Raw genomic sequence first — 14151 nt, forward strand, 5'->3', positions numbered from 1 at the left:
CCCCTTCTCCAGCACGAGGACCGTGTTGCCGCCCGCCCCCTCCTTGAAGCCCTCCCAGAACTCGGCCGCCGCGCCCGTGGCGAGCGAGAGCACCCACAGCGCCAGACCGAGGGACGACAGCACCGACCCGGCGATCGCCATGCCCCGGCCGCGTTCCCCCCGGCCGCCGTCAACGGGGTGGCCATCGCGGCCCTCGTCTTCGGTGTGCTGTGCTTCCTGCCGGCCGTCGGGCTCGTGCTGGGGCTGGTCGCGCTGCGGCAGATCCGGCGCCGGGGGGAACGCGGCCGGGGCATGGCGATCGCCGGGTCGGTGCTGTCGTCCCTCGGTCTGGCGCTGTGGGTGCTCTCGCTCGCCACGGGCGCCGCGGCCGAGTTCTGGGAGGGCTTCAAGGAGGGGGCGCGCGGCAACACGGTCCTCGTGCTGGAGAAGGGGGACTGCTTCGACGCGCCCGACGGCCTGGAGGGCCTGGCCTACGAGGCCTACCCGGTGCCCTGCGAGGAGGAGCACGACGGCGAGGTGTTCGCCCTGGTCACCCTGGACGACGGCGCGTACCCCGGCGACGACCGGCTCGCCGACACCGCCGACGAGCGGTGCTACGACCTCCAGGACGTCTACACCATGGACGGCTGGGCGCTGCCCGGCCACGTGGACGTGTACCACCTCGTCCCCTCCCGGGAGAGCTGGCGGTACGGCGACCGCGAGATCACCTGTGTGTTCGGCCACCGGGACGCACGGACCGCCCTCACCGGATCGCTACGCCGGGACGAGACCACGCTCGACCCGCACCAGGTGGCCTACCTCGAGGCGGCCCGCGTCCTCGACGCGGCCCTGGACGAGGCGCCCGAGGCCGAGTCCGCCGAGGACGACCTGTCCGGCCACAAGGAATGGGCGGGCCGGATCTCCGAGGCGCTCGCCGAGCAGACCGGGATGCTGCGCGGGCACGCGTGGCCCGCCGGCGCGCGGCGGCCGGTGACGGACCTGGCCGGCGAGCTGGAGAAGGCCGGGGCGCAGTGGGCGAAGGCCGCGGAGGCCGGTGACGTGGACGCGTACCACGACCACTCCGACAAGGGCTGGGAACTCATCGACCCCCGCAGGTCGGTCACCGCGCGCAAGGCCCTGGGCCTGGCCACCTCGCCGCCCGAGTACGACGAGGAGGAGGTCGAGCGCGACACCGGGAGTGGCGGCATGGAGGTGTGACGGCCGTTATAACGGGGAGAAAGTGCCTGGTAAAGCCCTTGCGCGGGGCATACATCACTTCGAGTGATTCTCTGGCCTTTGCTTGCCCGGGCGAACCCACGGTTGCCACGCTGTTGCTGTCTGTACAACCTGATGGGAGCGGCCAGTGACATTCGGTGAGCAGCCGGCGTATCTGCGCGTCGCGAGTGATCTGCGCAGGAAGATCGTCGACGGTCGGCTGCCCCCGCACACCCGCCTCCCCTCGCAGGCGCGGATCCGCGAGGAGTACGGGGTCTCGGACACGGTCGCGCTGGAGGCGCGCAAGGTGCTCATGGCGGAGGGCCTCGTCGAGGGCCGCTCCGGCTCGGGGACGTACGTGCGCGAGCGGCCGGTGCCCCGGCGGGTCGCCCGCTCCGGCTTCCGCCCGGAGCGGGGGGCCACGCCCTTCCGCCAGGAGCAGGCCGACGCGGGCGTCCACGGCACCTGGGAGTCCAGCAGCGAGCAGACCGAGGCCCGCGCCGCCGTCGCCGAGCGGCTCGGCATCGAGCCGGGCGACCGCGTGATGCGCACCAAGTACCTCTTCCGCGAGGCCGGCGAGCCGGTGATGCTCTCCACCTCCTGGGAGCCGCTGGCCCTGACCGGCCGGACGCCCGTGATGCTGCCCGAGGAGGGGCCGCTCGGCGGCATGGGGGTCGTCGAGCGCATGCGCGCCATCGACGTGATCGTGGACAACGTCACCGAGGAGGTCGGCGCCCGCCCCGGACTCGCCGAGGAACTGGCCCTGCTGGGCGGCGTCCCCGGGCACGTCGTCCTCGTCATCCAGCGCACGTACTTCGCCTCGGGGCGCCCGGTGGAGACGGCCGACGTGGTCATCCCGGCCGACCGCTACCGGGCCGCCTACCACCTTCCGGTGAAGTAGCGCCGTCCGCCCGGGGGCGCTCGCCCGGTGACAGGACCGGGCGCTCCGTCAAGTGAGCCGTCGCACACCCTCCCGTGCTCCGGCACCGCTTCGCTCCGGCGCACCGCCCGGGACCCGGCTGCTCCGCCGCCGTGGCGATCCGGCCGTTCTCGCAGGCCGCCCGGGGGTGGCGCGTCCGAGAGGGCGTGCCGCCGACCGGACCCGTCGGCCACCGCGCACGGCGCGTCCGCGCCCCGTGCGCCCTCCGCGTCCTGGCCGGTTGCATGCCTCTTTGTGAAAAGGCGTATTCGCTGCGTGAAGGTAAGGCGTAGGCTCGGGCATATGCGGAGTGCGGTTTCCTTACCGGGCGGGGCGCGGACGGGTAGCGGAGGGGCGAGATGAACGACAGCACGGTCACTCTTCCCTGGCTCGTCGTGCGGGAGGACGACAACGGCAACCGGTACCGCGTGGGCCGGTACGCGACCCGCGCCGAGGCGCAGAAGATCGCGGACAGCCTCGACGACCGCGGACACAAACAGCTCTACTGGGTCGAGCGGATCGGCCAGAACGGAACATCCGCCGGCTGACACCGACCGGCCGACCGGCCGACCGGCCGGCGCCGGCCGCCGGTCCGGGCACCCCGGCCGGCCTCCCGTAGGCTCCGGCCCATGAGCGAGCGGATCGTGGTGGTCGGCGCGGCCCTGTGGCACGAGGGGCGGCTCCTCGCCGCCCGCCGGAGCGCCCCCGCCGAGCTGGCCGGGCGCTGGGAGCTGCCCGGGGGCAAGGTCGAACCGGGGGAGAGCCCGGGTGCGGCGGTCGTGCGCGAGTTGCGCGAGGAGCTCGGCGTCGACGCCGAGGCCGGTGAGCGCGTCCCGGGGGAGTGGCCGTTGCGGGCGCCGTACGTGCTGCAGGTGTGGACCGCCCGTCTGCGTCCCGGCTCCGCCGCTCCCCGGCCCCTCGAGGACCACGACGCACTGCGCTGGCTCGCCCCCGCCCGGATCTGGGACGTCGACTGGCTCGAGCACGACGTGCCCGCCGTCCGGGACACCCTCACCCACCTCGGTCTCACCGCACGGCGGCCGTAGACGGCGTGCGCGTCGCACGCGTCGCACGCGCCGTGTCCGCCCCGCGGCCCCGCACCTGTGTCCCGCGCCGGTCGTGCCACAATGCGCCGCCGTGCACGGTACGCGGTCCGGGATATCGGGTATGTGCCGATTAACCCCACGAAACCGGGCATGGGTGGGCTCATCGGGCGGGGGAGTGATCCGCGTGATCGACACCGAAGGCGAGTGCGCCGAGTGGACGTTCCCCGCGCACCCGGGGGCCGTGCGCGCTGCCCGCGCGGCCGTCCGCGACCGACTGCGCGACTGGGGTCTCGACGCCCTCGGTGACCTCACGACCCTGCTGGTCAGCGAGCTGGTCACCAACGCCCTGCGGTACGCCACCGGTCCCATAGGCGTCCGTCTGGTGCGTCCCGCGAACCCCGGTGACGTCCTCCGGGTGGAGGTCTCCGACCCCCTCCCCGACTTCCCCCACGGGCGCGTCGCCCGGCCCGACGACGAGGGCGGCCGCGGACTGCAGCTCCTGGACTCCGCCTCCCGCAGCTGGGGCGCCCGGCCCGGTGACACGGGCAAGACCGTGTGGTTCGAACTCGCGGTGCCGCGGTGAGCGCGGCGCCACCGCTCACGGTCGTGCGCCCCCCTGGCTTCCGTCCACCGGCCGGTACCGGCCGGTGGAGGTTGCCGAAGAGGGGGTTCGACCACGTGTCCGCTGGTTAGAAGACTGGGAGTGTTCTCACAGAGGGGACCGAAAACCATCGGGATCGTGCTGTGATCGTGAACACCGTGTCGCGCGGCGCCGTAGTGCTGGATACTGCGGGCAGCCGTCTCCGGTGACCGGTGCCGGACGCGGTGAGCTGGAGGGGACGGTTCGCGTGAGCGAGATACCAGCGAAGGCCACGGAGTCCGAGGACTCGTCGGGCGGCCCGAGGACGGAGGCCGCGGACGGCCTCTTCTCCGGCGATGCCCCGTCCGCCGGCGCGATGTGGCAGAGCAGTCCGCCCGGCTCCATGTACGACTACATCAAGGTCGCCTCCTTCTCCATCGGCCCCGACGGGCTGGTCGACCAGTGGAGCCTGCGCGCCGAGCAGCTCTTCGGCATCCCCGCCGCCCGCGCCGTCGGCATGGACCCCATCGCCGCCTTCGTCGACCCCGACCGGCGTGAGCAGGGCCAGCGCAAGATGGCCGAGATCCTCGACGGCCGGGAGTGGACCGGAGTGGTGCCCTTCCGGCTGCCGGACACGGTGGTGCGGGACGAGCGCGACCGGGAGGGCCTGGCCGAGGTCTACGTCATGCCGACGCGGACCGAGGAGGGGGAGAAGGCCGCCGTCTGCATCGTCGTCGACGTCCGCACCCTGCGCCGCATCGAGACCGACCTCGCCGCCTCACAGGCCATATTCGGCCAATCCCCGTTCGGCTTCCTGCTGATCGACCCCGACCTGCGGGTACGCCGCGCCAACCAGCGGTTCGCGTCCATCTTCGGCGGCTCCGTGGACGACCACCGCGGCAAGGGCGTCCACGACTACCTGCCGCGCGGTGAGGCCGAGCGGGTCGCCGCGACCCTGCGCCGGGTGCTGGAGACCGGCGACTCCATCACGGACATGCACGTCACGGGCTTCGTGCCGGGCTCCGAGGAGCGCCGCCACTGGTCCGTCAACCTCTACCGCGTGCACAGCGGCAGCGGCCGGTCCATCGGCGTCGCCTGGCTGGGAACCGACATCACCGCCCGTCGTGCCGCCGCCCGCGAGGCCGCCGCCGCACGGCGCAATCTCGCCCTGCTCAACGAGGCCGGTGCCCGGATCGGCAACTCCCTCGACCTGGAGACCACCGCCCGCGAACTCCTCGACGTCGTCGTCCCCGGCTTCTGCGACCTGGCCACCGTCGACCTCTACCAGGGCCTGCTGGCCGGCGACGAGACCCCGCCGGGGCTGGCCGACGGCAGCGCGGAGGTGCGCCGCGTCGCCTTCGCCAGCGCGGTGTCCGAAGCGCCCTTCGACGGCACCGGAGAGCGGGTGAAGCTGGGCGCCGTCCACCACTACGCGTTCAACTCGCCCTGCGCGGCCGCCCTGCGCACCGCCCGCCCGCAGACCGTCCCCGGCGAGGAGGGCGGGCTGGTGCAGTCCACGCTCGCCGTGCCGATGGTCGCCCACGACACGGTGGTGGGGCTCGCGCAGTTCGCCCGGACCAAGGGCAGCGAGCCGTTCGGCGACCGCGACCGCGACCTCGCGGTGGAGCTGGCCGCACGCGCCGCCGTCTGCATCGACAACGCCCGCCTGTACCGGCGCGAGCACGAACGCGCGCTGATACTGCAGCGGTCCCTGCTCCCGCCCGGCGACCCGGAGGCCTCCGGTCTGGACATCGCCTGCCGCTACCTGCCCGGCAACGCGGCCACCGGCCGGCCCAGCGAGGTCGGCGGCGACTGGTTCGACGTCATCGAACTGCCCGGCCACCGCACCGCACTGGTCGTCGGCGACGTCATGGGCCGGGGCCTGCGCGCCGCGGTGGCCATGGGCGAACTGCGCACCGCGGTACGGACCCTGGCCCAGCTCGACCTGGAACCCGCCGAGGTCCTCTCCCAGTTGGACGAGATCGCCCGGGGCCTGGGCGCCCCCGGCGGGGTCCGGCAGGCCACCCGGGCGGCCCGCCGCCCCCGCGAGGCCGACCTCTCCGAGGTCTACCTGGCGACCTGCGTCTACGCCGTCTACGACTCGGTGACCAGGCGCTGCACCTTCGCCAACGCGGGCCACCTGCCGCCCGTCCTGGTCGAACCCGGCGAGCCCGCGCTGATGCTGGACGTCCCGCCCGGCATGCCGCTCGGCGTCGGCGGCGAACCCTTCGAGGAGGTCGAGGTCGAACTGCCCGAAGGCGCCCTGCTCGCGCTCTACACGGATGGACTGGTCGAAAGCCGCGACCACCCCCTCGACGAGGGCCTCCAGGCCTTCGTGGGCGCCCTCACGGGCCCTTCCCCCATGGCGTCCGGCCACCCTCCCTCGGCGACGGCGCCGCGCGCCGACACCCACCCGAACCTGGAGGACGTCTGCGACCACGTCCTCAACACCCTCGACACCCACCACGGCGAGGACGACATCGCCCTGCTGATGGCCCGCGTCCAGGGACTGCCCGCCGAGTCCGTCGGTGACTGGACCCTGCCGCGCGAGCCCCGCAGCGTGGGCCGGGCCCGCGAGCACGCCCGCGCCCAGCTGCTCGGCTGGGACCTGGAACCCCTCGTCGACACCACGGAGCTGCTGGTCAGCGAGCTGGTCACCAACGCCCTGCGCTACGGCGAGGGCGAGATCAGACTCCGCCTCCTGCTCGACCGCACCCTGGTGTGCGAGGTCTGGGACGCCGGTCTGGTCCAGCCGCGCCGCCGCCGGGCCCGCGACACCGACGAGGGAGGCCGCGGCCTCCAGCTCGTCGGCCTGCTCAGCGCGGCCTGGGGCTCCCGCCGCACCCCCCGCGGCAAGACCGTCTGGTTCGAACTCCCCCTCCCCGGCACCGACACCGTCCTCACCGACCCGGCGGAGGCGCTGCTGAGCCTGTTCTGACGGCCCGTCGGCACCGCGTACGCTCGGCCCATGAGCGCCGGCACCCGAGTCCCTCCGATACGCCCGATACGCCTGACGGCGGGCCCCCTCACCCTGCGCCCCTGGGCCCCCGGGGACGCGCCCGCCCTGGCCGAGCTGTACCGGGACGAGGCCCTGCGCCGCTGGGCCGCCGCGCCCGTGCACGACGAGGCGAGCGCGGCACGGTGGGTGGCCGAGCAGCGGCGCGGCTGGGAGACCGGTGACCGCCTCGCCTTCGCCGTGGAGGAGACGCGAGCCCCCGGGGCCGACGCCCGGCCGTCGGGCCACGTCGTCCTCAAGCGCCCTGCCACGGACCCCGCTTCGGCCGAGGTGGGCTACTGGACCGCGGCCCACGCGCGGGGCCGGTCAGTGGCCCCGCGCGCGCTGGAGGCCCTGGCCGGCTGGGCCTTCGCCACCTTCGCCCACGAAGGGCTGGTCCGCCTGGAGCTGCTGCACCAGGTCGACAACACCGCCTCCTGCCGCGTCGCCGAGAAGTGCGGGTTCGCGCTCGCCGGTCTGCTCCCCGCTGCCCCGCCGGCCTTCCCCCTGGACGGCCACCGGCACATCCGGCGGACGGCCCCGGCCGGATGACCGCAACCGGAACACCTGTTCCCCTCGTCCTCCCCGGCAACATCGACCACGAGGTCGCCGGCAGGAGCCGACGGGTGGGAGGGGATCCGGGATGGAACGCACGGAGCCGCAGGAACCGGTGACCGCGGCGGACGGGGCGGCCCCGCAGGACCCGCCCGACGGCGACCCGCCCGAGACCCCCGAAGCGCCCGACGCACCCGAACCCACTGACGGACCCGAAGCTCCCGACGCACCCGAACCCACTGACGGACCCGACGCACCCGAAGCCCCCGACGCGCCCGACGGAAAACGCCGCAGACCCTGGGTCCGCCGGACCGGACGGGTCGCTCTCGGTCTCGTCCTCGCCGTCCTCCTCCCCCTCCTCGCCGCCGAGACCGCCCTGCGCGTCAACTACGGGGGCGATCCGGCGGACGGCACGTACACCCGCGGCCGCGACGCCCTCTGGCTCGGTCACGCCTGGGTCGACGGGCGGAAGGAGGACGCCGACGTCGACGCGCTCGCCCGCCGGCTGAAGGGCACCGGCATCAAGGACCTCTACGTGCACTCCGGACCGCTGGAGCACGACGGCACCCTGCCGAAGTCGGCCTACCCGCGCGCCCGGTGGCTGATCGACGCCGTGCACCGGGAGCTGCCCGGCGTCCGCGTCCAGGCCTGGCTCGGCGACATCCTCGCCCCCGAGCACCCCGAGGCCCTGCACCTGGAACGGGCCGAGTCCCGCGCCGCGATCCTCCGCTCCACCCGCGAGGTCCTGGACACCGGCTACGACGGCGTCCACTTCGACCTCGAGCCCCTGCACTCCGGCGACGGGAACTACCTGAAGCTCCTCGACGCCCTGCACGAGGAGACGGAGTCCCGCGACGTCCCCCTGTCCGTCGCCGCCCACCAGATCGACCCGCTCCCGGGCTTCCACTCCTTCTGGGGCGCCCTCACCGGCCACCCCAAGTGGTGGTCCCAGGAGTTCTTCGGGCAGGTCGCCCGCCGCGTCGACCAGATCGCCGTGATGTCGTACGACACCATGCAGCCGCTGGAGGGCACCTACGGCGGCTACGTCGCCCAGCAGACCGCCCTCGCCCTGGAGGTCACCCCGCCCTCCACCGACCTGCTGATGGGCCTGCCCTTCTTCAAGGAGAACCGGTTCGGCCACTGGGCCCACGCCGAGACCGTCCCCGCCGCCGTCCGCGGGGTCCGCCTCGGCCTGTCCCGCACCGACGCCGACCGCGCCGCCTTCGGCGTGGCCCTGTACGTCGACTTCGCGGCGACTGAGGCGGACTGGAGGGCGTACCGGGACGGCTGGGTGGACGAGCCGTGACCCGGCCGGCGCTCAGCCCGCCGAGGAGCGCCTGCGGATCTTCGAGCCCAGCCACACCAGCGGGTCGTACTTGCGGTCGACCGCCCGCTCCTTCAGCGGGATCAGCGCGTTGTCCGTGATCCTGATCCCCTCGGGGCAGACCTCCGTGCAGCACTTGGTGATGTTGCAGTAGCCGAGGCCGTGCTCGTCCTGGGCCGTGCGCCCCCGGTCCAGGCCGTTCTCCTCGGCCGCGTCCAGCGGATGCATGTCCAGCTCCGCCACCCGCATCAGGAACCGCGGTCCGGCGAACGCCTGCTTGTTCTCCTCGTGGTCGCGGACCACGTGGCAGGTGTCCTGGCACAGGAAGCACTCGATGCACTTGCGGAACTCCTGCGAGCGGTCCACGTCCTCCTGCATCATCCGGTACTCGCCCGGACCGAGCCCTTCCGGCGGCACGAAGGCCGGGACCTGGCGGGCCTTGGCGTAGTTGAAGCCGACGTCGGTCACCAGGTCGCGGATCACCGGGAAGGCCCGCAGCGGGGTCACGGTGATCGTCTCGTCCCGGTCGAAGACCGACATGCGGGTCATGCACAGCAGCCGGGGACGGCCGTTGATCTCCGCCGAGCACGAACCGCACTTGCCGGCCTTGCAGTTCCAGCGCACGGCGAGGTCGGGGACCTGGGTGGCCTGGAGGCGGTGGATGATGTCGAGGACCACCTCGCCGTCGTTCACCTCGACCGCGAAGTCCTCCAGGCCGCCTCCCCCGACGTCCCCGCGCCACACCTTGAAGCGGGCCTCGTAGCTGCTCACGCGTCCAGCTCCTCTTCGGTGAGGTACTTGACCAGCTCCTCCTTCTCGAAGAGGGCGAGCAGGTCGGGGCGGATGGGTTCGGTTCTCTCGCGGGTGAGGGTGATCTGGCCGCGCACCGGATCGGTGGCCGCGAGGCCGCCCGTGGGGTCGGTCAGCTCGCACAGCAGGTTGACGTTGCGCCACGCGCGGTCCATCACCGAGTGGTCCTCGCGGGTGTGCCCGCCGCGCGACTCGGTGCGCTCCAGCGCGGACCGCGCCACGCACTCGCTGACCAGCAGCATGTTCCTGAGGTCGAGGGCGAGGTGCCAGCCCGGGTTGAACTGCCGGTGCCCCTCGACCCCGGCCCGGCGCGCCCGCAGGCGCAGCTCGGCCAGCTTCTCCAGCGCCTGCTTCATCTCGGGCTCGCGCCGGATGATGCCGACCAGGTCGTTCATCGCCTGCTGGAGTTCCTGGTGCAGGGCGTACGGGTTCTCCGGCGGCCCCTCGGCCGGTGCCTCGCTCTCCGCGGAGAACGGCCGCAGCGCCTCCGCGGCGGCGGCGTCGACCTGGGCGTCGTCCGCCCGGGGCCGCGCGGCCGTCCGGCCGGCCGCGTACTCGGCCGCGTACAGGCCCGCCCGGCGCCCGAACACCAGCAGGTCGGACAGGGAGTTCCCGCCGAGCCGGTTGGAGCCGTGCATGCCGCCGGCCACCTCGCCGGCCGCGAACAGCCCCGGCACCCCGCGCGCCGCCGCCGAGTCGGAGTCGACGGCGATGCCGCCCATCACGTAGTGGCAGGTCGGCCCGACCTCCATCGGCTCCGCGGTGATGTCGACGTCCGCCAGCTCCTTGAACTGGTGGTACATCGACGGCAGCCGCCGCCTGATCACCTCGGCCGGCATCCGCGTGGACACGTCCAGGAAGACCCCGCCGTGCGGGGAGCCGCGGCCCGCCTTCACCTCGGCGTTGATCGCGCGGGCCACCTCGTCGCGGGGGAGCAGCTCGGGCGGACGGCGGTTGTGGTCCGGGTCGTCGTACCAGCGGTCGCCCTCCTCCTCGGACTCGGCGTACTTGTCCTTGAAGACGTCCGGGACGTAGTCGAACATGAACCGCTTGCCCTCGGAGTTGCGCAGCACCCCGCCGTCGCCGCGCACCGACTCGGTGACCAGGATCCCCTTCACCGACGGCGGCCAGACCATCCCCGTCGGATGGAACTGCACGAACTCCATGTTCAGCAGCGGGGCCCCGGCCAGCAGCGCCAGCGCGTGGCCGTCGCCGGTGTACTCCCACGAGTTCGACGTCACCTTGAACGACTTGCCGATGCCGCCGGTCGCGAGCACCACCGCCGGTGCCTCGAGCACGAAGAAACGGCCGGTCTCGCGCTCGTACCCGAACACGCCGGCCACCCGGTCGCCCTCCTTGAGGACGCGCGTGACCGTGCACTCCTGGAAGACCTTCAGCCGCGCCTCGTAGTCGCCGGTCTCGCGGAAGTCCTCCTGCTGGAGCGCGACGATCTTCTGCTGGAGCGTGCGGATGAGCTCGAGCCCCGTGCGGTCGCCGACGTGCGCGAGGCGCGGGTACTCGTGGCCGCCGAAGTTGCGCTGCGAGATCCGGCCGTCCTTCGTCCGGTCGAACAGGGCGCCCCAGGTCTCCAGCTCCCACACCCGCTGCGGCGCCTCCTGGGCGTGCAGCTCGGCCATCCGCCACTGGTTGAGGAACTTCCCGCCGCGCAGGGTGTCGCGGAAGTGGACCCGCCAGTCGTCCCCGGCGTTGACGTTGCCCATCGCCGCCGCGATGCCGCCCTCGGCCATCACCGTGTGCGCCTTGCCGAACAGCGACTTGCAGATCACGGCCGTACGGGCGCCCCGCTCGCGCGCCTCGATGGCGGCGCGCAGTCCGGCGCCGCCCGCACCGACCACGACGACGTCCCATTCCTGCCGGTCGACCACGGTCATCTCACAAGGCCCCAGTCATCGAAAGATCGTCAGAAGAAGCGCGGATCGTCGAAGGCGCCGGTCGCGACGAGGTACACGTAGAGGTCGACGAGCGCCACGCTCAGCAGCGACGCCCAGGCGAGCTGCATGTGCCGGGCGTTCAGCCGGCCCACCCACTGCCACATCCGGTAGCGCACCGGATGCCGGGAGAAGTGCTTGAGCTTCCCGCCGACGATGTGCCGGCAGGAGTGGCAGGAGATCGTGTACGCCCAGATCAGCACGATGTTGACCAGGAACACCAGGGTGCCCAGACCCATGTGGCCCCAGTCGTAGTGCTCGTCGCGGAAGGCGAGCACGGTGTCGTACGTCAGGATCCCGGCGACCACGATCGCCGCGTAGAAGAAGTACCGGTGGACGTTCTGCAGGATCAGCGGGAAGCGGGTCTCCCCGGTGTACTTCCGGTGCGGCTCGGCCACCGCGCAGGCCGGCGGGGACGCCCAGAAGCCCCGGTAGTAGGCCTTGCGGTAGTAGTAGCAGGTCAGACGGAAGCCGAGCGGGAAGATCAGGATGATGACCGCCGGTGAGAGGACCCACCAGCTTCCGAACAGCTCCCAGTTCGGCCCGGCGCGCATCGGCACGCAGTTCTCCGCCAGGCAGGGCGAGTAGAACGGCGAGACGTACGGTGCCGCGTAGTAGTCGGCGTTCGACAGGGCCCGCCAGGTCGAGTAGACGACGAAGGCGAGCAGACCGGCCGCGGTGGCGGCCGGGGCCAGCCACCAGCGGTCGGTCCGCAGGTGCGGGGCGTCGATCGCGGCGCGCGTGCCCGCTGTGACGCCGCCGCTCCGGCGACGGGGCTCGGTGGCGGGGGGTTCCGTACCTGTGGCCACGGGTCCACTCCGGTCGGGGTCGGGGGTCAGGGGGCGCGACGGTCGCGGGCACCGAGCCCTTCGTCGTCCGTGTCCACCCACAGCGAGGGGTCGTACGGGGTGTCGGGGATGGAGACGAGGTCGGGCCGCTTCGGCGCGGTGGCCGACGAGGCGGCCGTCTCCCGCAGCAGCGCGACGCTCTCGCGCAGGTGATTGGCGTCGGCGCGGACGCGGCGCATCTCCAGGCCACCGCTGCCGAGCTGCTTCTCCAGGCGCCCCACCGACCGGATCAGATCGTCGAGACAGCGCTGGACCGTCGTCAGTTCGTCGTGCACGGACATGACTTGCCCTCACTTCCACGGGTCCTTCAGGCCCAAGGCGGCAACGTTCATGCGCCTGCGAGTGTTGCGCGTCACACCTTGCGCTGTGAAGGGATGTGCATCGATTGGCCGAGGCGTGGGGGGTGCACCGTCCGGTGCTTTGCGCCGCACGGGTGGGCTTCCCGCCCGTGGCCGCCGTGTCGCCCCTCTTTGCGGAACCCTTTCCTCTTCAGTGGCCGCATACATCAGATGAACTCCAAATACCACCAAAAGGGATCGTAACGCCCGCGGCTTCCGGAGGTAACCAGAGATGTCCCACGACGGCATCGGCTCGCGCGCGGTGATGCGCTCGGTCGCCTTCCTCACGGCGGGCGTGCTCGCGGTGCCCGCGCTGGCCGGATGCGGCTCCGAGGACCCGGCGGGCAAGCCCCTGGCCGGACCGGACATCGAGTCCGCCGATCGGGCGAAGATCGCGGACGGGGGCACCCTGCGCTGGGCCGTGGACGCCGTCCCGGACACCCTGAACACCTTCCAGTCGGACGCCGACGCCACCACCACCCGGGTCGCGCAGGCCGTCCTGCCGTCGATGTTCCGGATGGACGAGCGGGGGCGGGCGGTGCGCAACCCCGACTACCTGGAGTCCGCCGAGGTCGTGAAGACCGAGCCCAAGCAGGTCGTCCTCTACCGGATCAACCAGCAGGCCGTCTGGAGCGACGGCCGCGAGATCGGCGCCGCCGACTTCGCCGCCCAGTGGCGGGCCCTGTCGGGGAAGGACACCGCCTACTGGACCGCCCGCAACGCGGGCTACGACCGCATCGAGAAGGTCGAGCGGGGCAAGGGGAACCTGGAGGTCAAGGTCACTTTCAGTCGCCCCTACGCCGACTGGCGGTCGCTGTTCACGCCGCTGTACCCGAAGGAGGTCATGGGCACCCCGGACTCCTTCAACGACGGGGCCCGCAAGAAGCTGAAGGTGACCGCCGGCCCCTTCACGGTGAAGAAGGTCGACAGCAAGGAGGACGAGGTCACCCTCACCCGCAACGCGCGCTGGTGGGGCAGTCCCGCCCGGCTCTCGGAGATCGTGCTGCGGGCGGTGCCCCGTGACGAGCGGGTCTCCGCGCTCGCCGCCGGCACCCTCGACCTGGCCGAGATCGACCCGGCCGCCGCCCGCCACATCACCGCCGCCGGGCCGCAGAGCACGGGCACCCCCCTCATGGGCCCCGGCGCGGACCGGTCCGCCGCCGACGAGGAGGTCTCCGCCCGCGGGAAGCGGAGCGAGAAGGCCGCGGACCAGGTACGCCGGCAGAAGGCCCTCAGCGGCTTCGAGGTGCGCAAGTCACTGGAGCCGGCCTACACCCAGCTCGCCCTCAACGGCGCCGACGGCCCCCTCGCCGACGAGCGGGTCCGCCGTGCCGTGGCCCGCGCCCTGGACCGGAAGGAGCTGGCCGAGGCGGTGCTGAAGCCGCTCGGTCTGCCCGCCGAGCCCGTCGGCAGCCACCTGGCGCTGTCCGGCCAGGCCGCCTACGCCGACAACAGCGGCGCCCTGGGCCGCCAGGACACCAAGGAGGCGCAGGCGCTGCTGGCGGACGCCGGGTGGGTGCCGGGCGGGCCGGTCGAGGAGAAGAAGGAAGAGAAGGAGAAGGCGAAGGAGGGGGAGAAGGCGAAGGAGGGGGA

At 72.9% G+C, this 14151-nt stretch carries 13 protein-coding genes; 9 read left to right on the top strand and 4 right to left on the bottom strand.

The annotated features are described in order from the left end of the window. The first annotated feature begins 177 nt into the window (after nt 1-177). From B7L92_RS32945 to B7L92_RS32980, 8 genes are all read left to right on the top strand, one after another. On the top strand, nt 178-1197 hold the full coding sequence (locus B7L92_RS32945) for a DUF4190 domain-containing protein (RefSeq protein WP_081240944.1): 1020 nt from the start codon (nt 178-180) through the stop codon (nt 1195-1197). Nucleotides 1198-1342: 145 nt separating this feature from the next. Further along, complete coding sequence (locus tag B7L92_RS32950) at nt 1343-2095, top strand: GntR family transcriptional regulator (RefSeq protein ID WP_004983821.1); 753 nt, start codon at nt 1343-1345, stop codon at nt 2093-2095. A gap of 377 nt (nt 2096-2472) precedes the next feature. Next, nucleotides 2473-2661 carry an SPOR domain-containing protein gene (locus B7L92_RS32955; protein ID WP_081240945.1) on the top strand — a complete coding sequence of 63 codons (189 nt, stop codon included), beginning with the start codon at nt 2473-2475 and terminating at the stop codon, nt 2659-2661. 81 nt (nt 2662-2742) lie between these two features. Beyond that, a complete protein-coding gene (locus B7L92_RS32960; protein WP_081240946.1) occupies nt 2743-3159 on the top strand; it encodes a (deoxy)nucleoside triphosphate pyrophosphohydrolase in 417 nt (138 codons plus the stop codon). Between the two features lie 121 nt (nt 3160-3280). Beyond that, a complete protein-coding gene (locus B7L92_RS32965; protein WP_107501681.1) occupies nt 3281-3742 on the top strand; it encodes an ATP-binding protein in 462 nt (153 codons plus the stop codon). Nucleotides 3743-4007: 265 nt separating this feature from the next. Continuing rightward, nucleotides 4008-6677, top strand: coding sequence for a SpoIIE family protein phosphatase (locus B7L92_RS32970; protein ID WP_081240948.1), 2670 nt, complete (start codon nt 4008-4010; stop codon nt 6675-6677). A gap of 30 nt (nt 6678-6707) precedes the next feature. After that, complete coding sequence (locus B7L92_RS32975) at nt 6708-7286, top strand: GNAT family N-acetyltransferase (protein ID WP_081240949.1); 579 nt, start codon at nt 6708-6710, stop codon at nt 7284-7286. 91 nt (nt 7287-7377) lie between these two features. Beyond that, nucleotides 7378-8595 carry a glycoside hydrolase family 18 protein gene (locus B7L92_RS32980; RefSeq protein ID WP_081240950.1) on the top strand — a complete coding sequence of 406 codons (1218 nt, stop codon included), beginning with the start codon at nt 7378-7380 and terminating at the stop codon, nt 8593-8595. 12 nt (nt 8596-8607) lie between these two features. Here the strand turns inward: B7L92_RS32980 and B7L92_RS32985 are convergent, their stop codons facing one another. Genes B7L92_RS32985 through B7L92_RS33000 form a run of 4 tightly spaced genes read right to left on the bottom strand, consistent with a single transcriptional unit; the run spans nt 8608 to nt 12501 of the window. Beyond that, nucleotides 8608-9384, bottom strand: coding sequence for a succinate dehydrogenase/fumarate reductase iron-sulfur subunit (locus tag B7L92_RS32985; protein ID WP_081240951.1), 777 nt, complete (start codon nt 9382-9384; stop codon nt 8608-8610). Continuing rightward, nucleotides 9381-11315: a fumarate reductase/succinate dehydrogenase flavoprotein subunit gene (locus B7L92_RS32990; protein ID WP_081240952.1), complete on the bottom strand. Its 1935-nt coding sequence runs from the start codon at nt 11313-11315 to the stop codon at nt 9381-9383. The genes B7L92_RS32985 and B7L92_RS32990 overlap by 4 nt, the downstream gene beginning before the upstream one ends. Nucleotides 11316-11344: 29 nt before the next feature. Next, nucleotides 11345-12181 carry a succinate dehydrogenase subunit SdhC gene (gene sdhC / locus B7L92_RS32995; RefSeq protein WP_081240953.1) on the bottom strand — a complete coding sequence of 279 codons (837 nt, stop codon included), beginning with the start codon at nt 12179-12181 and terminating at the stop codon, nt 11345-11347. A gap of 26 nt (nt 12182-12207) precedes the next feature. Next, nucleotides 12208-12501: an Rv0250c family protein gene (locus tag B7L92_RS33000; RefSeq protein ID WP_081240954.1), complete on the bottom strand. Its 294-nt coding sequence runs from the start codon at nt 12499-12501 to the stop codon at nt 12208-12210. Between the two features lie 289 nt (nt 12502-12790). Between B7L92_RS33000 and B7L92_RS33005 the strand changes: the two genes are divergently transcribed. Next, on the top strand, nt 12791-14151 hold a 1361-nt coding region (locus B7L92_RS33005; protein ID WP_143626418.1), incomplete at its 3' end, for an ABC transporter family substrate-binding protein.

The organism is Streptomyces viridosporus, from assembly GCF_002078235.1.
GTDB lineage: Bacteria > Actinomycetota > Actinomycetes > Streptomycetales > Streptomycetaceae > Streptomyces > Streptomyces viridosporus.